Below are 20885 nucleotides of genomic sequence, written 5' to 3'. Positions count from 1 at the left end.
TTTTTAGAATAGCCAGCGTACACCGAGACTTACACGGGTGTCTTCATCTGGTTCTCCCGCTGCCCGCGCGCGTTTGGCCGTGTCCCCCAGCTTGCGCTGATGATCAAGCTGGACATAGGGCGCAAAGCGGCGGTTGACCTCATAGCGCAGTTGCAGGGCCGCCGTCGCATCGGTCAGGCCGGAGCCCGTGCCGTGCGGCGGATTGGCCTGACTGACCGCATTGAGCTCCAGCGAGGGCGACAAGATCAGGCGATTGGTCAGCAGCAGGTCGTTTTCCTGCCGCAGCCGCGCGCCGACGGTCCCGTCCTCACCCAGCAACAGATGCGCTTCGGTCTCGAAGAAATAGGGCGCCAGACCATTGACACCCACCGCCAGCCAGGTGCGATCCCCTATCCCGAAATCATGACGCACACCGATCTGCGCGTCCCAGAAGGTCGAGACATTGCGGCTGTAGAGCGCCCAGACTTCGCCTTCGCTATCGCCGTCGCGCACCTCACCTTCGCTTTTCAGCCACAGTTTGTGCGTATCGCCACCGACCCAGCCGTCGGCGTCCCAATGCGCCGTGTCCTGCCCATCGTGCCGGCTGTAGGCGGTTTCCAGCCATACCGCGTGATAGGTGGCCGAATGGTCGTGTTGGGCCACAGCGGCTGAGGGCAGCAAAATGAAAAGCGCCACTGCTTTAATGATGTGCATGATGGCCCTCCCCGTGTGACGTGTGGTCCGGAGCGGGTTGCGCAGCCGGGGGCACAAAACCCGCTTCCGGTGCAGCGACGCGCAAGGTCGTCATCATACCCGACTGCATATGGAACATCAGGTGGCAGTGATAGGGCCAGTCACCGGGCTCGGTGGCCGAGAGCAGAACCGACACGGTCTGACCCGGCGGCACGATCACCGTATGTTTGTCCGGCAGGCGATCCGTATCCTGTCCGTTTTCAAGCTGCACGAACATGCCGTGCAGATGTAAGGGATGCGCCATCATGGTTTCATTGACGTAGATCAACCGCACCCGCTCATTATAGCCCAGTGCAATGCCGTCTTGCGGGCTGAACGTCCTGCCGTTTATCGTCCAGATATAGCGCTCCATACTGCCGCCCAGTACCACCTTGATAAAGCGCGTAGGGGCGCGCGTGTCACTTTGAGGCGTCAGGCTTTTCAACTGCGCATAGTCGAGCACCACGGCCCCTTTGGGCGCGCCGGTGTCGGCCCATCCGCTGTCGTGGTCCATCTGGCTCATATCCATATTGGGGTCATCGCGCATCATGACGTCCATATTCATGTCACCCATCCTGAGCACGGCGCGCGGGCGATGCGCCGGGATGTCGCCGGTCATCCCTTCGCGCGGGGCCAGCGTGCCCAATGCAAAGCCTTCGCGATCAAGCGACTCAGCGGCAATCGTATAGGCGCGGTCTTCGCGCGGCGTGACGATGACATCGTAGGTTTCAGCATTTCCGAAGCGGAACTCATCGACCTCGACCGGCTGCACCGGGCGGCCATCGGCGGCTACGACCGTCATCTTCAGGCCCGGAATGCGCACATCGTACATGGTCATCGCCGAGGCATTGATAAAGCGCAGGCGCACCCGCTCACCCGGCCGGAACAGGCCCGTCCAGTTCTGGGCATTCGTCAGGCCGTTGACCAGAAAGCGGTAGCCGGTGACGTCGGACAGGTCGGTGGGGAGCATACGCATCTTTCCCCACTCACCGGCTGATTTCAGAGCCTTACCAAGCCCCTCTTGATGTGCGCCCTTAAGCAAGTCACCCACGGTGCGGCGTTTGTACTGATAATAGTCGGACGACTTTTTGAGGTTGGCCTGAATGCGCGCCGCGCTGTCCTGATGATAATCGGACAGCAGCACCACGTAATCGCGGTCGGCCTGAATGGGGTCCGGCGTTTTGGGGGCGATGACGATGCCCGCATACAGGCCGTCCGCCTCCTGCCCTAACGAATGCGAGTGGTACCAGTAGGTGCCCGACTGGCGGACTGGGAAACGATAGGTGAAGGTCTCACCCGGCGCTATGCCCTTGAAGCCGTTGAAGCCCGGCGCGCCGTCCATCACACCCGGTAGCAGCAAGCCGTGCCAGTGGACCGAGGTTGGCGTTTTCAAGCGGTTGGTGACGTGAATGACTGCCTCATCGCCTTCGGTGAAACGCAGGACGGGGCCGGGAATGGTGCCGTTGACTGCAATCTTGGGGACGGGTTTGCCGCCCACCGTGGACTGGACCTGCGATATAGTCAGGTCATAGGTGCGGGTTTCGGCCAGGGCCACAGAGGCGCACAGGCTGAAGAAACCCGCCAAAAGCATGGATTTCATGAGTGTTTTCCTGAAAACGTGACGAGTCGCGCCCGGTCTGGGCGCGATGCGAGTCCGGTTTTCAGGCACGCGGCGGGCGCATCAGATCGTCGCTGAGGGCAAAGCGCAACCGTTGATCTCTGCCAAAAGCTGTGCGCATGGGGCCGTCATAGACCATGGGGGACGCCACCGGTGGCAGACTCAGCGCTCCGGTGGCGCAGTGGCTGACTGGGCACTGACAGGCGCTGCCGCAATCGGAATGTGACTTTTCGACAGGGTGTTTGTTGTGCGGCGTTGCCTGTTCACCCATTGTCATCTTGTGACAGGGCATGGGCTCGGCAACACTGGCGTTTTGCGCTTGCGCCACGACCGGTCCCGCCATCGTCGCCAGGACGAAGGCCAGCAATCCGGCAATACGGCTCAGTCGCTTCCACATGCGCTCTGTTTAGCAGGAATTCCCCTGCTTGCCTATCGGTTCAAAGCCGACCTGCACCCGAAACAAACACAAATGCCGGGCTCAGGAGAGCATCAAATCCGGTTGATTTTACGCTTTTGTAAACAGGCGCACCCCAAAGACCGGACCGGCCGTCTTGCCTTCCTGTGGATTGAACTTGATTGTGACCTTTTGTTTGCCGCGCGTCAGTTCGTGCGGAATGGGATAATCAACGTCGATCCACGCACCCGGCTGACGACCCGACAGGCGCTCATGCGCGATGACCGTGCCGTCAATCTCGATGGTGAAGCTGCGGTTGAATTCCGAGCCCCAATAGGTCGCCTGAAGCACCAGCGGGCCAGAATCGTTTTTGCCGTCCTTGGTCGTCTTCATCTCAAAGCTGAAGAAGCCGCCGGTGCGGGCGTCGCGGCCATTGCGGGCGCGATAGACCACCGGGTAGGAGTTGCCGCCGGTTTGCAGGTTGTGGTCGCGTTCGGGCTGCATTTCGCCCAGATGCATGACATCGACCGAACGGTTGGCGATGTCTTTCAGGCGGGCCTGTTCAGCGCGATAGGCGACCTGAGCCTGCGCCCATTCGGCATCGCTATAGCGGTTGAAATAGACCGCCGTGCGGCGTTCGTACTGCGCATAGAAAGGACGGAAGGTCATATCCCCCGGACGTCCTGAGCCTTTGGATACATATACCGCTTCGGCCACCGAGACGGGTTGGAAGCTGCCGATCAGATCGGAGCCGACCAGTGCCGGGGCATCGCCTTCCCACGGCTTATCCGCTGGCCCCAGATCGGCGGCCAGCACCATCGGGCCGCGCAGCAGGGCCACGACCTTGTCATCACCCGCTGCGGTCTCAAAACGCAGCGCCAGCGGCAGGTCGAGCGTCACCACGTCGCCCGCGCGCCATTTGCGGGTGATCAGGGCATAGCCGTCGCTCATCCTGGCCAGGGCCGGCTTGCCATTGACGCGTAGGGTTGAGGTTTTGGCCCAGCCGGGGATACGCACGGCCACGGTAAAGGTCTTCGTGCCCGAAAGCTGGTTTAGTTTCAGCGCCACCTGCCCCTCATAGGGGTATTTGGTCGTCAGTTCGAACGCCGCCTTTTGCGCCGCCCAGTTGACCTTTGACGGGATGAACAGGTTGACGAACAGCGTCTTGTCCTGCTGCCAGTAGATCGAGTCCCCGTGCTTGGAATGGGTTTCGATCCCCGACAGGACGCAGCACCAGAACGAATTTTCCGGATCGGAATATTCGCGTGCCGTCCCCGACATTAGCGGCATCATATAGGTGAACATGCCGGTTTTCGGGTTCTGATGCGCCAGCATGTGGTTGAGGTGAGCCCGCTCGTAATAGTCGAACCACGCCGCCTTGGGCGACCAGCTATACAGGTGGCGCGTCAGCTTCAACATATTGTAGGTGTTGCAGCTCTCGCAGGTCTGCTCGGTGATATGGGCTGAAATGGTGTCCGGTTCGAAGAAATATTCCCGGTCGGCATTGCCGCCAATCACAAAGCTGTGGTGGTTGACGACGCGCTCCCAGAAGAAGCTGGAGGCGGTCTGATACGGCGGCTTCTGCGTCAGTTCATAAAGGCGTGCCAGACCGATCAGCTTGGGCACCTGCGTATTGGCGTGATTGTTGGCCAGCTTGTCTTCACGGGCCGCCAGCGGGTCGAGCATCCGATGGTGATAGAGCCGCTCCGACAGTTTCAGCCAGCGCGGATTGTTCGTGCGGCTATACAGTTCAGCGAAGCTCTCATTGATGCCGCCGTGTTCGCAATCGAGCACCTTCTGCGTCTGAGCGTCGTCCAGCGCCGCAAAGACCTTTTCGATATAGCCACCCAGCTTTTCGGCCACCGGGATGCCGCGGTCGATACCGCAATAGGCCTGCGCGTCCAGAAGCCCGGCAAACAGCTTATGCCAGTTATAGAAGGGCACCCAACAGCCATTGAGATCGAAGCCCGCCGAGCGGATATCGCCCGCCATGATTTCGGGGAAGATTTCCTTGCCATCAACGATGGAGCCGTCCTTACGCTTGCGCATAAAGCCCGCCGCATAGCCGTCGCCATGCGCCGACTGCACCTTTTCGAGTTCGGAAATAATGTAGTGGATGCGGGTCACACATTCGGCATCACCCGTCTGGGCGTGCATCAGCGACAGAGCCGACAGATAGTGCCCCAGCCCCTCACCCGCGATGGTGTCGGACTCCCAACCGCCGTAAATCTCCCCCTTCACCGGCAGACCGGCAAACTTGTGATAATTGTGCAGGAAGCGGTCGGGCGACAAGAACAGCAGGTAGCGACGGTTGGCCTCTACAGCGTCAAGGAAGGGCGACGGCAGCAGGCGCACCTGTGTTAGCGGAATGGGCGTAGCGACGATGGGGGCTGAGGCCACGGCCGGCCCGCCGATCGCGGTCAGAAGCGTCAGGGCCCCGGCCCCACACAACAGGGCGCGGCGATCGGTTTGAAAGGTCGTGCGGATCATCTGGCGTTTCCCTGTGTCAGGCGCGGATCAGGTCTATGGTGACGGGTTCAGCCTTCAGCGGTATCGCATAGGCACCCAGAGCCTTATCGGCCTTGAGGCTATAGGGCCTGGCCCCCTTCACCGTGGTTTCAAAATTCACGTAGGCGACGGGCGTCTGGGCGTCGGCAGCGGCCAGGGTCAGGTGCACCTTGCCGCTGACGCTGTCATAGGCGACCTCCGCGATCTTACCCGCATCCAGCGTGATCCACAGACCCGCCGGAGCGATAAAGACGCGGCGGCGGGCGCTGTCCTTCGGCGCAAGGCGGATCATCCCATCGGTCGTTTTGACTACGCCGCCAAAGCCGGTCCAGCCGAACACCGGGTGTTTAACCAGATACGAGGCCGAGGTCACGGCGTGACCGAAGAAACTCATGCCATAGTCGCCATTGATGGCGTCCCACTTCATGGCGTCCGGGAAGGAATGGAAGGCCGCCGAGGCAAAACCCTCTGCGTCGATATTGGTCAGTGAGCCCATCAGGCCGCCATAGGCGACGCGCAGCATATAGAGGTCATCCGGCGTTTCGCGGTAGGCGTCGAACAGCGGCACGGCATTCAGCGACGAGCCGTAATGGTGCAACTGACGCTCAATCCGCGACAGCTTGCCGGCATAGAGGAAGTCCCAGAAGCGACGCGCCGAGCCGTTATAGCCCCAGTGCGGGATGGCCGGGTCATAGGCCATGATGACTTCGCGCGTGACATCGGCCTTATCCTGATGGCCGAAATAGCGCATCCACATATAGACTTCGGCCTGACCGGTGGAGTCCCACGGCATTTCCGAGCCGAACGGGTATTTCAGCGTCTTCCAGATTTCGACGCGGCCCTTCATCAACGCCTCGACCTCTGCGGCCAGTTCGGTCCAGCCTTCCCGCTTCAGATCAAGCAGAATGTAGAGGAAGACATCGCCTTCCATCTGCCCGAACTGTGTATAGTAGGGCGCCTTGCTCATCATGGCCTTGATGGTTTCCGCCGCCCGCGTCAGATAGGTCTGCCAGGTTTCGCCAGCCGTCATGCCCGTGTGGTAGCGGCCGAGGCGATACAGCGTCCACCACGCTGCCGCCGGGTGCGGATAGTTGTAGGACCGCCCCAGATCGGCGGCGTGCTTGCGGTCCCAGGCCGACCACACCTTCCAGTTCAGAGAGGCATCATAGGTGCCCTTGGGCATCCCTTCGGGGTCATAGAACATCACCGACTTGCGCACGCCGTACTTATCGGGGCCTTCCGGAGTCTGGATTTGCCCCCACAGGGTAGTGTTGGCGAAGCGCTCAAACTTTTGCACCTCTTCGGGCTTCGGATTGTCGAGCTGTTTCATGATGGCCGCCAGCCACGCCCCGGCCCCGCCTTCGTCCGACAGGCCCGACACCCAGACGCGATTGTCCTGAAGCACCAGCGCGTTCTCTTCGCGGTCGTAAATCATGATCGACGGCGAGCGTTTGAACGGATCATCGGGGTTTTCGTACCACTGCTTCGTGGTCAGGAAGTGCCCCATATCGGCCACGGCCTCGGCTTGCGGCTTGGTCACCTTGTAATGGACGGTCTGCTGCGTGCCGTCGGCATAGGACAGGGTCAGGCGCGCGCGGCCCAGCGTCTTGCCCGCCACGCTGTATTTCAGCCAGCCGCCTTTGATAGCGCCCGCAGGCGTGACCTCCAGCGCGCCCTGCGGATGCACCGCGAAGGCCTTTACCGCCTTGGGCGCATGGACAAACAGGTCGGCGGGCAGGTCGGTCGGAACCACATAACCGGGAATACCGACGGCGACCGGACGGCCCTGTTTGATCAGGGTCGGCTCGATCTCACGGATCGAGGGCGACAGTACGAATTTCAGCGCCACGCTGGTCGATTGCCCCGGCTTCAACATCAGTGAAGTCGGCGTATTCCACTGTTCGACGCCCTTCCATTCGCTGTCGGCAAAGCCTTTGGCGTGCGTCATCCAGCTATAGAAGCCTTCGAACGTCATGTTTCGGGGCTCGATATCGCTGTAGATGGCCGGCTTTTTATCGGCGTCGCGCGTGTTGAGGATCGGCTTGTACAGCTCGAACTTCGCCGTATCGCTGGCGGGCAGGACCAGCAGCGACGGCCCCTGCCCGTTCAGGCGGTTGACCTGAAGATAACCGGCATTCAGGCCGACGTAAGGGTCGTAAAAGGAGGCGACATCGTGGGCCTCATCAAGGTGACGCCCGCTGATGATATTGTCGAAGACCATGGCCATGCCCAGACCGCCGACTTCAATCGTCTTCTGCGTGGGGTTCGTCAGGGTAAAGCGCAGGACCAGCTTGCCCTCAGACACGCTCCACGTCCGCACCACCTTCAGCGGCATATCGGCACCGAGGCTGGCGGTGATGTCCGCCGAGGCCAAAGCGCCTTTCGGCTTGGGCAGAGCCTTGACCTTGACGCGGCGATAGGCCGTCGAATGGTCGCGCCACCCCTCCTCGCCCTCAACACGCACACGCAGGTCGAGATCCCCCAGACGATAGCACCCATCGCCCAGACGCTGGGTGAAACGGTGGCGCGGGGCGAAGTCGAAGCCGCCCTCTACGCCCTTGGGGGCCAGTGAGACGAGGGTCTGGGAGGTTTCCTGAAGCTCGATATGAAAGTCCGGCGTTTCGTGAACGGTGGTTTGCGCCTCCGGGCTGTTCCAGGCCAGCCCCGCTGTATCAGCGGCCTGCGCCAGAGCGGGCGCGGCCAGTGCTGCGGCCATAGCCGTCAGACTGGTACGGCGGGTAAAGGTCGATACGGCGGATGGCGTCATGGTTCACTCCGTCGGGTGAAAAGGGGGTTATTCACGAAAAATACTCAGGTTTCTTTTTCGTGTTTGGGGTTTGGCTTATCCACAAGGTTTGCGGAGGCCGACTGAAAGAAAGAAGGTGTCCACCACCCGACAAAAGCGAGGGGTGGTGGACATCCAAGGGACTGGCGGACTCTGATAACCCGGAGGAAGTCTACAATGTAATCAGAGGCCGCACGGTAAGCCGGGCACAGGCCTCTTCACCGGAACCAAGAGTGCTGCACCCATCAAAAATGTAATCCTGCTTAGTCGGTGGGGTCAAATATAAAATATACGATTGATAAAAATAATTGTCGGAGTTATTGTGGTGGCGCGGTCATGAGGTTTTCATAGAAAAGGCCACTAAGCTTGCGCCAGTAATGGCCGGCATCATCGCGTGAGCGACCGATGGCCCGGTAGTGCGCCCCCCTTTTCCGCCGCCCGCAGAGCGGTGAGCCTTGACCGTCGTCGAGTCGATCATAGGCTCATCGTTGGTAAAGGCCTTTAACAAAGCCTCCGGAATCTTATGCCAGAGGCGTCGTCCTGACCAGCGATGAAAGCGGTTATAGATGGTCGTTGGCGGGCCATAGACAGAGGGGCAATCCTGCCAGCGGCAGCCCGATTTCAGGACATGAACGATGCCGCTGATGACCCGCCGGTCATCCTCCCGGCGGGCCCCTGAATAAACATTTGGCAGCACCGGTTCGATAGCCGACCATTACGCATCGCTCAGCCAAAACTCACCAGCCATCATTCATCCTCCTGCTTACACACCAAGAGAGTCCGTGTTCGGACGACAAATCAATATACTGATTAGGTTGGGATCTTAGATCTAAAAGAAAGGGAGCGCCCTGTTCAGGCACTCCCTTGTTAAACCGCATTCGCTTTGAACACTTAAAGACTGACCTTAAAGCGGTCGAATTCTTGTGTTTAAATTTCCTGATTATAACCACCGATTTCCGGATATGCGGCCAGGCGCGGCTTCACTTCCTTGTGGAACAGGTCGCGCATGTCATCGGCGGAGGTCAGGCTTTCGACCACGACCACCAGTTCCGGCTTGTTCGATGAGGCACGCACCAGCACCCACGAACCGTCATCGAGGTGCACGCGCGCGCCGTTGACCGTGATGACTTCGATGATCTTACGGCCAAGGATTTCACCGCCCTTGGCGTGCAGATCGACATATTCCTGCACGATCTTTTCGAGGATCTGATACTTCACTTCGTCGGCGCAATGCGGCGACATGGTGAGCGACGTATAGGCCACCGGCAGGGCGTCTTTGAGCTGGCTCAGGGACTTACCCGGATTGCGGTCAAGCATGGCCAAAACCGCAGCCGCGGCGACAATACCGTCGTCGTAACCCAGGCCAATCGGGCTGTTGAAGAAGAAGTGACCCGACTTTTCAAAGCCCGCCAAGGCCTTCAGTTCCGACGTCTTGCGCTTGATGTAGGAGTGGCCCGTCTTCCAATAGACGGTTTGCGCGCCGTTGGCCTTCAGCACCTCATCGGTCTTGTAAAGACCCGTCGATTTCACATCGACAACGAAGGTCGCGTCCTTGTGCAGCGCCGACAGGTCACGCGCCAGCATCAGGCCGATCTTGTCGGCAAAGATCTCTTCACCCGTGTCATCGACGACACCACAACGATCACCGTCACCGTCGAAGCCCAGCGCCAGATCGGCACCGTATTCCTTAACGGCCTTGGCCATTTCCATCAGCATATGATGGTCTTCCGGGTTCGGATTATATTTAGGGAAGGTGTTGTCGAGGACGGTGTCCATCTCGATCACCTCGGCCCCCATGGCGCGCAAGGCCTGCGGTGCGAAGGCACCGGCCGTGCCGTTACCGCAGGCGCAGATGACCTTCAGTTTGCGCTTCAGTTGCGCCTTTGAAGCGACGTCGGCGAGATAGCGTTCCTGTACGCCCTGAACCAGGGTGAGTGAGCCGCCGGCACGTTCAACGCCGGCACCCGCCATGATGATGTCCTTCATGCGGCCAATCTCATCCGGGCCGAAGGTCAGCGGAGCCTGACAGCCCATCTTGACGCCGGTCCAGCCGTTTTCATTGTGCGAAGCCGTGACCATGGCCACGCACGGCGCATCGAGGTCGAACTGCGCAAAATAGGCGATCGGCGACAGGCACAAGCCGATATCCAGCACTTCGCAACCGGCCTGAATGAGGCCGATGATCAGGGCGTTCTTGATATTGATCGAGTAGGAGCGATAGTCGTGACCGACCACGATGCGCGGCTTCACACCGCGTTCATGGATGTAGCTGCCCAGCCCCAGCCCCAGGGCCTGAATGCCCAGCAGGTTGATCTCCTTGCCGAACACCCAGCGGGCGTCATATTCGCGGAAACCCGTCGTTTTGACGAAGGCCTCGGTTTCAAATTCAAATGTATTGGGAACAAGGTCGGTGCGAGGAAGAAGAACGGTCATGAAAACCTCTCGTAAAAATAAGTTGAATAAAATCAGAAAAAGAGCGGTTGAATCGCCGCACGTGCGGCGTCCCCCAGATCGGACCGCTTGAGCGCCAAAGCCACATTGGCACGCAACAGACCGATCTTGTCACCACAGTCGTAGGTCATACCTTCATATTCCAGCGCATGAAAGCTCTGTGTTTCCATGAGGCGGAACATGGAGTCCGTAAGTTGGATTTCCCCCCCTACGCCGCGTTCCTGAGTGGCCAGCAGCTCAAATATTTCAGGCTGCAGAATGTAGCGGCCCGACACGATCAAATTTGAAGGGGCAGTCCCCGGAGCTGGCTTTTCGACCATACCGGTCATCTTGTTCAGACGTCCGTTCTGGGTCTCAAGCGCCACGACACCATAGCGGTGAGTCTGTTCATGCGGAACGGCTTCAACGACGATGATATTGCCACCCACCTGATCGTGAGCGTCCACCGCCTGTTTAAGCGCGGGCACTTCGGCATCCATCACCATATCCGGCAGGATGACAGCAAAAGGCTCATCCCCGATGATGTCACGAGCGCACCATACGGCGTGCCCCAGACCTTTTGGCTGCATCTGGCGCACAAAGCTCATCTCCCCCTCTTTGGGCAGTTCGGCGAGCAATTGATTCAGCGCACCAGAATTATTCTTGGCCGCGAGTTGCGCCTCAAGCTCAACCTGATGGTCAAAATAGTCCTCAATGGCGCCTTTTGAGCGACCGGTGACAAAAACAAAGTGCTCAATACCGGCGGCGCGCGCCTCCTCTACGACATAGGAGAGTACGGGACGGTCCACCACGTTCAGAAGCTCTTTCGGGACCACCTTGGTCCCGGGCAGTACCCGCGTCCCCAAACCAGCCACGGGAACAACGGCCTTGCGTATCTTCTTGAACATCCATCAATCCTGATAATTCGACCTGATGACCAGGCTGGCGAATTCGGCAGTAAAAAATCGAGCGTAAAATCGGTTTTTGCCTCTTAAACAGATTTCAGCCGTCACGCAACCGAAGGCGCGTTTTAACCCCTACGCGACACAAAAAAAGCTATCTGAGATCGCTGTTCTCATCGACTGAATTATGTCATGAATTGTTAACAGCGACAGCTTATGTCTGTTGACCAAGGATAAGGCGGGGTTGATTACGACAGTGTGATTCACGCCCGACCGCATGTAATGGGGCGTGAATTTATGCTGTTTTTCAGGGACTTGCATCAAACATTGGCTAGGTTTGAGCCGGCAGCCTTGCCCTACAGCCACAAGCGTTCCCGATCCCTTCTCGCTAAGATCTCTCATGGCTGCGTTATCGCGTCATTTGTGGTCCTGTCCGCCTGTGGAGGCGGCGGCGGGGGTGGCGGCAACGCTTCAGGGGGTGGCGGAACGACCCCGCCTCCGGTTGTGGCCAAGCCGACCAACACGGAGGCCAGCCGCTTTCTGGCTCAGGCGACGTTTGGCCCCACCGATGCCGAGATTGCCTCGGTCACCGCAACCAGCTATGGCGACTGGATAACCGCGCAGATGGCCCTGCCGCTGGGGCCGACGCACCTGTCGGAAATGGATGCACGGCTGGTCGAGCTTAAAGCCGCCAATGCCAATGCCAGCCTCTCCTCGACGCAGTTTTACGAAAGTTTCTACCGTCAGGCCGTCACATCACCGGACCAACTGCGCCAGCGGGTGAAGTTCGCCTTGTCTGAAATCTTTGTCGCCTCCTACGTCAGCAATATTGATACGCGGACCCTGGCCTCCTACTACGACATGCTGGGCCGCAATGCCTTTGGCAATTTCCGCACCCTGCTGGAAGACGTCACCTACCATCCGGCCATGGGCCAGTACCTGACCTATCTGGCCAACCAGAAGGAAAACGCGGCCACCGGGCGTAATCCGGACGAAAACTACGCCCGCGAAGTGATGCAGCTTTTCACCATCGGTCTGGTGCAGTTGAATGCCGACGGCACGCCCAAGACCGACCTTCTCGGCAATACCACCCCCACCTACAGCACCCCCGATATTCAGGGGCTGGCCAAGGTGTTCACCGGCCTGTCGTGGTATCACCCGACCCCGACCAACTCGACCTTTGGCGGCGGCAGTCGTGTGGCTGAGGCCTACACCCAACCGATGATCGCCTATAACAATTTTCATTCGACATCAGCCAAGACGTTTCTGGGCACCACCATCCCGGCGTCCACGACCGCCGATACGAATGGCGAGGTCAAGGTGGCGCTTGACGCGCTTTATAACCATCCGAATGTCGGGCCCTTTATCTCCAGGCAACTGATCCAGCGTCTGGTCACCTCCAACCCCTCTCCGGCCTATGTCGGTCGCGTCGCCGCCGTATTTAACAATAATGGCTCCGGTGTTCGCGGGGATATGGGGGCCGTGGTGCGCGCCATCCTGCTCGACAGCGAAGCGCGTACCCCCTCGACCGACGCCACCTATGGCAAGCTGCGCGAGCCGGTGATCCGCCTGACCCACTGGATGCGGTCGTTCGAGACGACCTCGACCAGCGGCAAGTGGCTGATGACCTCAACAGCGGCTCAGACCTCGCTCAATCAGGCGCCCATGACGTCGCCGTCGGTGTTCAACTTCTTCCGTCCGGGCTATGTGCCGCCCAACACCACGCTGGGCAGCAAGAATAAGGTCGCACCGGAATTGCAGATCGCCGATGAAGTGACGACGGCGGCCTATATCAACCTGATGCAGACGACGATCAATTCCGGCATCGGCAGCAGCAGCGACATCAAATCGGCCTATACCAAGGAACTGGCCCTGGCGGACAACCCCGCGGCGCTTGTCGATCGCATCGACCTGCTGCTGTACGGGGGCGGCATGTCCGCGACCCTGAAGACGCGCATCACCAATTCGGTCATTGGCGTCAATGTTCCGGCCAATGGGACACAAGCCCAGATCGACACCGCCAAACTCAACCGGGTCAAGCTCGCCATCTTCCTCGGCATGGCTTCTCCTGAATATTCAGCCCAGCGATAGGAACGGTGCACTCATGACCTCCCAGATCGATCGCCGCGCCTTCTTTCGTCTTGGGGCTGGCCTTGCCGGCCTGACCACAGCCACCTCCTTTGGCCTGCAACTGGCCGCCGTGGGCTCGGCCGCCGGGCAAAGCGCCCCGGACTATAAGGCGCTGGTCTGCGTCTTCCTGTTTGGCGGCAATGACGCCAACAATATGGTGCTGGCCACCGATACCGACTCGTGGGGCCGCTATTTCGCCGCGCGCAATCAGGGGACCGACCCGATTGCCCTGATGCCGGTGGGTACTGCGCCGACGCCTGTGGGGCAGGTCAATGCCGTCACGGGTCGGGCCTCGGCGCTCGGCAAACCTGAGCATTGGGGCGGCGTCCTGCCCATCGCGCCCAAGACGGCGCAGGCCATCCCGGCCGGCACCAATGCCACGTCGCGCACCTTTGGTCTGCACCCGCTGATGAGCCCGTGTAAAACCCTGTTTGATCAGGGGCGGCTGGCGGTTCTCGCCAATGTTGGCACGCTGATCCAGCCGACCACCAAGGCGCAGTATCAGGCCCGCAGTGTGCCCCTGCCCGCCAACCTGTTTTCGCATAATGACCAGCAATCAACCTGGCAGGCCGGGGCCGCCGAAGGCGCGCGCACCGGCTGGGGCGGGCGCATGGGCGATATGCTGATGAATATGAATGGCCAGAACACCATCTTCACGGCCATTACGGCGGGGGGTACGGCGGTTTTCCTGTCCGGGCAGTCCGTAGTGCAGTACCCGCTTTCGACCAATGCCGCCCCGGCGGTGACAGTCAATGGCACCACGGCCACGACCCTGTTCGGGTCTTCCGCGGCACCGGGTGAACTGAAGACCATCATCAATGACACCGTCACGGCGTCGGACTTTGCCAATGATCTGGGGCGCATCAATGCGCGTTCGGTCGGGGCGGCCAGCGTCGTCAATGAAGTGTTCAGCCGCGCCGTTGTCACCGCCGTGCCTTCGCCGCCGACCTATACCAATCCGGCCACCGGGGCGACCGAAACCAACAGTCTGGCCCTGCAGATGCGTACCGTCGCGCGCATGATCGCCGCCGCCCCGGCCTTTGGCGTCAAGCGCCAGGTCTTCATGGTGTCGCTGGGCGGCTGGGACAGCCACGACAACCAGAACCGCGATCAGTCGAACAACCTTGCCAAGGTGGCGCAGGCGATGAGTTATCTCGACAGCACGCTGGCCAATATCAACGGCGTCGATATGCGCGCCAATGTGACGACCTTTACGGCGTCCGATTTCTCGCGCACCTTCAACACCAATGGCGATGGCACCGATCACGCCTGGGCCGGTCCACAACTGATCATGGGCGGCGCGGTGAAGGGCGGCGACATGTACGGGCAGTTCCCCACGGTGGGCATGGACGTGTCCGGCTTTGCCAACCCCAACATGGTGGGGGCTTCCTTTATCCCCACCACCTCGGTTGATCAGTACGCGGCGACGCTGGGGCGCTGGTTCGGCGTGTCGGACACCGACCTCAACACCATCTTCCCCAATCTGCGCAATTTCTCACAGCCCAATCTTGGCTTCCTGTAAATTCACGACCGCGCGGTGTATGCTGACTTTGGCGGCGAATCGCAAAAATTCTCCGTGCAAGGATCATTGACGGGCAGGCGTAACAAATCTGACAAACTTAACTGTTAGAGCCGCTTGACCAGAGGACGCCAGCGCCGGATCGGTGCCGGCGTGACGCGATACAGGGTGCGGGACAGAGTGTGAGCAAGGAGCGGCCCGTGCGGGCAGTTTTGACAGCAGCGGGAACGATGGGGGCGGTACTCTGTGCCGCTTTACCCGCGGCTGCGCAGGTGTTTGAGGTGGCCGACAATGGCGACTACCACACCCTGTGCGCTTCCGTACCGCCCGCGACCGTTCACGCGACATCCCTGCCCTATCAGGATGTGATCAAGGCCGCCGCCGAACGCTATAATCTCAGCACTGACTTTCTGATCGCCGTCATTCGTCAGGAGTCGGGTTTTAACCCCAAGGCCGTGTCGCCGCGCGGCGCCATCGGCCTGATGCAGCTTATGCCCGCCACCGCCGCCGAACTGGGCGTCGATCCCTTTGATCCGCGGGGCAATGTGTTCGGCGGTGCCGCCTATCTGCGCCGTCAGTTGGACCGCTTTGACGGTCGCATTGATCTGGCGCTGGCGGCCTATAATGCCGGGGCTGGCGCAGTCAACCGTCACGGCGGCGTGCCGCCCTATGCCGAAACCCAGGCCTATGTCGCCCGAAGCCTTGACCGGCTCAGCGTAAAGACCGATCCTCAACCGACCGAGACCTGCTCGTAAGGATAGACCCATGAACGTCCGTAAATTCCTGCCCGCCCTCCTGCCCCTGCTGGCCGCGTCTCCGGCCTTTGCGCAGGACCCCGCTGGTTCTAGCCCCATCGTCAATGCGCTCGGCTGGATTCAGGGCACGCTGCTCGGCAATGTCGCCACCGCCGTGGCCGTGATCGCCGTGGCCGCCGTCGGCTTCATGATGCTGTCGGGCCGCATGAACTGGCGCTTCGGGGCCACCGTCATCCTCGGCATCTTCATCCTGTTTGGCGCAGCCACCATCGTGGCGGGCATCCGCACGGCCGTGGGCTGAGGCATGAGCGAAGAGACCGTCGCTCTGGTCAAGGCGCCCATCTTCCGGGCGCTGACTCAGCCGCAAATGTTTGCGGGTGTGACCTATTCCTACTTCATCCTCAACTTCATGATCACCACCGAGGCCTTTCTGGTCACGCGGTCGTTCTGGGCTCTGGGGATTGCGCTTCTGGTGCACGCGGTCGGCTATCTGGCCTGCCTGCGTGAACCGCGCCTGTTCGACCTGTGGTTCACCAAGGTGAGCCGCACCCCGCGCATCCGGAATTACAAGTTCTGGCGCTGCAACTCCTATCTACCGTAAGGTTTTCGCATGAGTAACGGCCTGTTCGGGCAAGTCATGAGTCTGGGCGCCAAGGAGCAGCGGATCGGTGACCGCCTGCCCTATGCCCATCTCTATAATGACCATACGGTTACCCTGCGCGACGGGTCGCTGATGCAGGCCCTCTATATCGACGGCTTTGGTTTTGAAACGGCGGATACGACCGATCTCAACAGCCTGCACGCCCTGCGGGAAAGCGCCCTGCGCGCCATCGGGGATTCGCGGCTGGTGCTGCACCACCATATCGTGCGCCGCAAGGTGTCGGTGACCAGCAGCGGTCAGTACGACGACCCCATAGCCGGTTACATCAATGATCGCTGGCAGGACCGCCTGCAATCGCGCGAACTGTTCGTCAACGACCTGTTTATCACCCTTCTGCGCCGCCCGGCGCGTGGTAAGGCCGGTCTGTCGGAAAGCCTTGGGAAGCTGTTTGGCGCGCAATCCGGAGCGGACCGCGACGGTCTGGGGGCGGAACTGCGCGACCTTGATGCGGCGCGCGATGCCCTGATGGCGGCGCTGGGGCGTTATGGCCCGCGGCTTCTGACCTCCTATGAGACGCGCGGCGGCCGCTGTTCGGAGCCGCTGGAACTGCTGTCGGCCCTGATGCACGGGGAAATGCGCCCGGTGCTCAAGCCCGATCCGCTGGCGCGCGACGATGTGGGGCAGTACCTGCCCTATCAGCGCCTGAGCTTTGGCGTCGATGCCTTTGAAATGAAAAGCGCGGGCGCGGACAAATCGTTCGGTGCGCTCATTTCGGTGAAGGAATATCCGCCGCAGGCTGCGCCGGGGATGCTCGATGCCCTGCTGCACCTGCCCTATGAAATGACCGTGTCGCAGAGCTTTCAGTTCGTAGACCGTCAGATCGGACTGGAGCGCGTCAATCTGGCTTTACGCCGTCTGCGCGCCGCTGATGATGACGGCATTACCCTGCGTGCCGGCCTGATGGCGGCCAAGGATGAACTGGCGTCGGGTCAGACGGCTCTGGGCGAACATCACCTGAGCGTGTGCGTGCGCGCACCGGGCCTCAGCGCGCTCGATCAGGCGGCGGCGCAGGTCACCTCGGCCCTGGCCGATACGGGGGCGATGGCGGTCCGCGAAGACATCAATCTCGAACCGGCCTTCTGGGCGCAGTTTCCGGGCAATGAGGCCTTTATCGCGCGTAAGGCGCTGATTTCGGTCTCGGCCTTCGCCGGTCTGGCCAGCCTGCACGGCTTTGCCTTGGGTCAGGCCACCGGCAACCACTGGGGTGAGGCCATCACCGTCTTTGAAACGACGGCGGCCACGCCCTACTTCTTCAACTTCCACGCCTCGGACCTCGGTAACTTCACCCTGATCGGGCCGTCGGGATCGGGCAAGACCGTGGTGCTCAACTTCCTCGCCGCGCAGGCCCAGAAGGCGCGTCCGCGCACCATTATCTTCGACAAGGATCGCGGTTCGGAAATCTTCATCCGCGCTATCGGCGGCCACTACGCCACCCTGTGCGCCGGGGAACCCAGCGGCTTCAACCCGCTGCAACTGCCCGACAGCGCCATCAATCGCGGCTTTCTGCGTGACCTGCTGTCGCGACTGATCGCTGGCGAAGGCCCGGCCCTGCCGCCGGAGGACGAGGCCATCATAGCCTCGGCCATCGACGCCATGTACGCACAGGCCCCGGCCTATCGCCGCCTGCGCTATTTTCAGGAGTTGCTCGGGGGCTTCCGTCGCCCCAGCCAGACCGATTTGGCGGCGCGTCTGGCGCCCTGGGTCGGGGCGGGCGAATGGGCGTGGCTGTTCGATAACGAGGCGGATCAGCTCGACCTGTCGGCGCGCGTTCTGGGCTTCGACATGACGCAGTTCCTCGACGCACCGATCTTGCGCGGGCCGATCATGATGTACCTCTTCCACCGTATCGAGGAGCGTCTGGACGGCACCCCGGCCATGATCCTGATCGACGAAGGCTGGAAGGCGCTGGACGATGAGGTATTTGCCGCGCGCATCCGCGACTGGATGAAGACGCTCAGAAAGCGTAACGCCATCCTTGGTTTCGGCACGCAAAGCGCCGGTGACGCCCTCGACAGCCGCATCTCCTCGGCGATTATCGAGCAGGCGGCGACGCAGATCTTCATGCCCAATCCGCGTGCCCGTTTCGAAGACTATGGCGAAGGCTTCGGCCTCAGCGCGCACGAGGTCGGGCTGGTGCGCGCCCTGCCGCCGCATTCGCGCGCCTTCCTGGTCAAGCACGGCAACCACTCGGTCGTGGCGCGCCTCGACCTGTCGGGGACGCCGGAAATCCTGACCCTGCTGTCGGGGCGGGAATCGACGGTGCGCAAGCTGGACGAACTGCGCGAAACGCATGGCGACGCGCCGTCGGCGTGGTTCGAAGCCCTCACCGGCACGCCGTGGCCCGGCTTTGGCCAAACGGAGCGTGTATCCGCATGATGCCGCCGCCACCCACCACCTGCCCCGGTATGCCGCTCAGCGGCGATACGGGTATTTCAGGCGCGCTGATGAGCGTGGACTGTCAGATCGGGCGCGTGGTTGAAGACAGCTTCGGGCGTTTGTTCGGCACTGGCGGCTATCTGGGCACGGCCCTGACCATCTGCCTGACCCTCTATATCGCTTTTCTGGCCTTCGGACTGATCACCGGGCGCACGCGCCTGACCCTGACCACCATGACGCCGAAGGTGCTGGCCATTGGTCTGGTCCTGACCTTTGTTACGGCCTGGCCCGCCTATCAGACCGTGGTCTATAACCTGCTGACGCGCGGCCCGGACGAAATTGCCGCTGCGCTGACCGGTTCCAATGAGGGGGCCAGCGCCGCCTTTGCCAAGCGGCTCGACGTGCTGTTCGTGCACTTTGCTGACGCGGCCACCGCGTTTGAACAGACGTCGCAGGCCGCCCCAGCGGCGACCGCGGCCCCCAGTGTACAAAACCCGCAGCCCATCGCCCCGCCCATCCGTAATGGCAAATCGTCGGCCTCGGACATGTTGTGGAGTTCGGGCCTGATCCTGCTGCTGTCCACCGTGGGCGTGCTGGTCCTGTCGCGCCTCATCCTGACGCTTTTGCTGGCCCTGGGGCCGCTGTTCGTCGTCTTTGCCCTGTTTACCCAGACGCGCGGCCTGTTCGAAGGTTGGTTGCGAACGTCAATCGGCTTTGCCTTTATCCCCATGCTGGTGACGCTGGGGGGATCGGCGGCTCTGGCCCTGCTGACCCCCGCCATTCTGGCCATATCCGGCGACCCGATGCAGACGGTCCGCGATATTCAGCCGATCGTTATTTTGTTCATGGGTTCTGTGATTTACGCGGCTTTCCTCATCCTGCTGATGGTGGTGGCCTTCAATATCGTCAAAAACTGGAACCCGCTGCGCGGAGGCGGCGACAGCGCCGCCGACGTACAGGCCGCCGCCGTGACCTCGGCCGCTGTGATCGCCGCTGCCGGAGGCTCGACCCTCATCACGCAGAACAGCCAGTCTGCCGCCGTCGGGGGCCGCAGCTCCAGCCGCGACACGCGGGTGCAGACCGTGACCACCACCCTCTCCGCGACGCCCCAGGCGGGGCAACTGTCCGGCGGCGTGACGCGCCGTCAGGGGCTGGGCCAAAGGTTCCGCGCTGCGCCCGGCTCTGCCGCCCCCGCCTCTTCGTCCGCCAAAACCGCCCCGACCCCGACGCCCCTTTCAAAGGCCCCCGGTTCATGAAGTTCGCCTCTACCCTTTCCCTGCTGATCGCCGTGCCATTGCTCGCCGTCGCGCCCGCTCAGGCGCAGGACAGCCGCATCCGCACCATCACCTATGTCGATGGAGAGGTTATCCGCCTCGATACCTGCGTCAGCTTTCAGACCATGATCACCTTCGCCGACAACGAAAAGATCGAGAATGTCGCCGTGGGTGATGCCGCCCAGTGGCAGGCCACACCTAACAAGCGCGGCAATCTGATGTTCGTGAAGCCGTTTCAACGCGGGGCCTTCACCAATCTGTCGGTCGTCACCAACCGCCGCACCTATGCCTTCGAACTGCGCACCAAGGACGCTGCCGCCTGCAAACGCGGTGAGGTGATCTACGACCTGCGCTTCACCTACCCCAAGGATGAAGAAGAGGCCCGCGAAGCCGCCGAAAAGGCCGCCGCCGCACCGGCGTCCCCGGCCAAGCCCGTCTCCACCCTGCCGGAAAAGCGCAACACCAGCTACACCTATGCCGGGGACCCCTCTCTGGTGCCCATGCGCCTGTTCGATGACGGGCAATCGACCTATCTGATGTGGGGCGAAGGCGTGCCGTTTCCGGCCATCTATGCGGTGCTGGACGGCAAGGAGACTCTGGTCAATTTTGGCTACCGCGAGGGCTTTATCGTCATCGAACAGGTCGGCCCAGCCTTTGTCCTGCGTCGCGGCGACCTGACGGCCACGGTTTATAATGACGCCTATGTGCCGCCGGCGCTCGACGCCCTGTCGCCGCAGCCGCGTCCGGAAACCCTGCGCAAGGCCGATGCGGCCACCACCCCGAAAAAACGAACCGGCTGGTTCGGGCGCAAGGAGGACTGAT

The 20885-nt window shown here is 61.3% G+C and carries 15 protein-coding genes and 1 pseudogene; 8 read left to right on the top strand and 8 right to left on the bottom strand.

Features of this window, described 5'->3' with window-relative positions; all coding sequences use genetic code 11:
• Window positions 1-3: 3 nt before the first annotated feature.
• The 8 genes and pseudogenes from EM6_RS03375 to EM6_RS03340 form a co-directional block, all read right to left on the bottom strand.
• A complete protein-coding gene (locus EM6_RS03375; protein ID WP_126420319.1) occupies window positions 4-693 on the bottom strand; it encodes a copper resistance protein B in 690 nt (229 codons plus the stop codon).
• Window positions 680-2311 (bottom strand): copper resistance system multicopper oxidase, encoded by a 1632-nt coding sequence (locus EM6_RS03370; protein ID WP_126420318.1) that lies wholly within the window; start codon window positions 2309-2311, stop codon window positions 680-682. Before EM6_RS03370 ends, EM6_RS03375 begins: the two co-directional genes overlap by 14 nt.
• A 61-nt stretch (window positions 2312-2372) precedes the next feature.
• Window positions 2373-2726: a hypothetical protein gene (locus EM6_RS03365; RefSeq protein ID WP_126420317.1), complete on the bottom strand. Its 354-nt coding sequence runs from the start codon at window positions 2724-2726 to the stop codon at window positions 2373-2375.
• A 108-nt stretch (window positions 2727-2834) separates the two neighbouring features.
• Window positions 2835-5213, bottom strand: coding sequence for a glycoside hydrolase family 127 protein (locus EM6_RS03360; protein ID WP_126420316.1), 2379 nt, complete (start codon window positions 5211-5213; stop codon window positions 2835-2837).
• Window positions 5214-5229: 16 nt separating this feature from the next.
• Window positions 5230-7998: a DUF5695 domain-containing protein gene (locus EM6_RS03355; protein WP_126420315.1), complete on the bottom strand. Its 2769-nt coding sequence runs from the start codon at window positions 7996-7998 to the stop codon at window positions 5230-5232.
• A 421-nt stretch (window positions 7999-8419) separates the two neighbouring features.
• Window positions 8420-8722: pseudogene (locus EM6_RS03350) on the bottom strand (transposase); the annotation flags it as partial.
• Window positions 8723-8943: 221 nt separating this feature from the next.
• A complete protein-coding gene (locus EM6_RS03345) occupies window positions 8944-10449 on the bottom strand; it encodes a phosphomannomutase/phosphoglucomutase (protein ID WP_126420314.1) in 1506 nt (501 codons plus the stop codon).
• A 32-nt stretch (window positions 10450-10481) separates the two neighbouring features.
• Window positions 10482-11354, bottom strand: coding sequence for a UTP--glucose-1-phosphate uridylyltransferase (locus EM6_RS03340; protein WP_126420313.1), 873 nt, complete (start codon window positions 11352-11354; stop codon window positions 10482-10484).
• A 498-nt stretch (window positions 11355-11852) separates the two neighbouring features.
• On the opposite strand from EM6_RS03340, the gene EM6_RS03335 reads away from it, so the two are divergent.
• The 8 genes from EM6_RS03335 to EM6_RS03300 all read left to right on the top strand — a co-directional run bounded on the left by EM6_RS03335 (window position 11853) and on the right by EM6_RS03300 (window position 20884).
• Complete coding sequence (locus tag EM6_RS03335) at window positions 11853-13439, top strand: DUF1800 domain-containing protein (RefSeq protein ID WP_232037082.1); 1587 nt, start codon at window positions 11853-11855, stop codon at window positions 13437-13439.
• A gap of 13 nt (window positions 13440-13452) precedes the next feature.
• On the top strand, window positions 13453-15000 hold the full coding sequence (locus tag EM6_RS03330) for a DUF1501 domain-containing protein (RefSeq protein ID WP_126420311.1): 1548 nt from the start codon (window positions 13453-13455) through the stop codon (window positions 14998-15000).
• Window positions 15001-15197: 197 nt separating this feature from the next.
• Entirely contained in the window at window positions 15198-15752 is a 555-nt protein-coding gene (locus tag EM6_RS03325; RefSeq protein ID WP_232037081.1) for a lytic transglycosylase domain-containing protein, read from the top strand.
• 10 nt (window positions 15753-15762) lie between these two features.
• Entirely contained in the window at window positions 15763-16053 is a 291-nt protein-coding gene (locus tag EM6_RS03320; RefSeq protein WP_126420310.1) for a TrbC/VirB2 family protein, read from the top strand.
• Between the two features lie 3 nt (window positions 16054-16056).
• On the top strand, window positions 16057-16353 hold the full coding sequence (locus EM6_RS03315; protein ID WP_013478838.1) for a type IV secretion system protein VirB3: 297 nt from the start codon (window positions 16057-16059) through the stop codon (window positions 16351-16353).
• A 9-nt stretch (window positions 16354-16362) separates the two neighbouring features.
• The gene (locus tag EM6_RS03310; protein ID WP_126420309.1) at window positions 16363-18789 is read left to right on the top strand and encodes a VirB4 family type IV secretion/conjugal transfer ATPase; all 2427 of its coding nucleotides are present in this window, start codon (window positions 16363-16365) and stop codon (window positions 18787-18789) included.
• Window positions 18786-20045 (top strand): type IV secretion system protein, encoded by a 1260-nt coding sequence (locus tag EM6_RS03305; RefSeq protein ID WP_126420308.1) that lies wholly within the window; start codon window positions 18786-18788, stop codon window positions 20043-20045. Before EM6_RS03310 ends, EM6_RS03305 begins: the two co-directional genes overlap by 4 nt.
• A complete protein-coding gene (locus EM6_RS03300) occupies window positions 20042-20884 on the top strand; it encodes a TrbG/VirB9 family P-type conjugative transfer protein (protein WP_126420307.1) in 843 nt (280 codons plus the stop codon). Before EM6_RS03305 ends, EM6_RS03300 begins: the two co-directional genes overlap by 4 nt.
• Window position 20885 lies beyond the last annotated feature (1 nt).

The organism is Asticcacaulis excentricus (assembly GCF_003966695.1).
Lineage (GTDB): Bacteria > Pseudomonadota > Alphaproteobacteria > Caulobacterales > Caulobacteraceae > Asticcacaulis > Asticcacaulis excentricus_A.
Note: the sequence above shows the minus strand (reverse complement) of the source record. Positions and strands in the feature narration are given on the sequence as shown.

Coding starts and splice junctions, on each gene's coding strand:
- EM6_RS03305 (WP_126420308.1), top strand. CDS start 18,786: ATGATGCCGCCGCCACCCACCACCTGCCCCGGTATGCCGCTCAGCGGC.
- EM6_RS03365 (WP_126420317.1), bottom strand. CDS start 2,726: ATGTGGAAGCGACTGAGCCGTATTGCCGGATTGCTGGCCTTCGTCCTG.
- EM6_RS03300 (WP_126420307.1), top strand. CDS start 20,042: ATGAAGTTCGCCTCTACCCTTTCCCTGCTGATCGCCGTGCCATTGCTC.
- EM6_RS03375 (WP_126420319.1), bottom strand. CDS start 693: ATGCACATCATTAAAGCAGTGGCGCTTTTCATTTTGCTGCCCTCAGCC.
- EM6_RS03360 (WP_126420316.1), bottom strand. CDS start 5,213: ATGATCCGCACGACCTTTCAAACCGATCGCCGCGCCCTGTTGTGTGGG.
- EM6_RS03340 (WP_126420313.1), bottom strand. CDS start 11,354: ATGTTCAAGAAGATACGCAAGGCCGTTGTTCCCGTGGCTGGTTTGGGG.
- EM6_RS03330 (WP_126420311.1), top strand. CDS start 13,453: ATGACCTCCCAGATCGATCGCCGCGCCTTCTTTCGTCTTGGGGCTGGC.
- EM6_RS03345 (WP_126420314.1), bottom strand. CDS start 10,449: ATGACCGTTCTTCTTCCTCGCACCGACCTTGTTCCCAATACATTTGAA.
- EM6_RS03320 (WP_126420310.1), top strand. CDS start 15,763: ATGAACGTCCGTAAATTCCTGCCCGCCCTCCTGCCCCTGCTGGCCGCG.
- EM6_RS03315 (WP_013478838.1), top strand. CDS start 16,057: ATGAGCGAAGAGACCGTCGCTCTGGTCAAGGCGCCCATCTTCCGGGCG.
- EM6_RS03310 (WP_126420309.1), top strand. CDS start 16,363: ATGAGTAACGGCCTGTTCGGGCAAGTCATGAGTCTGGGCGCCAAGGAG.
- EM6_RS03355 (WP_126420315.1), bottom strand. CDS start 7,998: ATGACGCCATCCGCCGTATCGACCTTTACCCGCCGTACCAGTCTGACG.
- EM6_RS03370 (WP_126420318.1), bottom strand. CDS start 2,311: ATGAAATCCATGCTTTTGGCGGGTTTCTTCAGCCTGTGCGCCTCTGTG.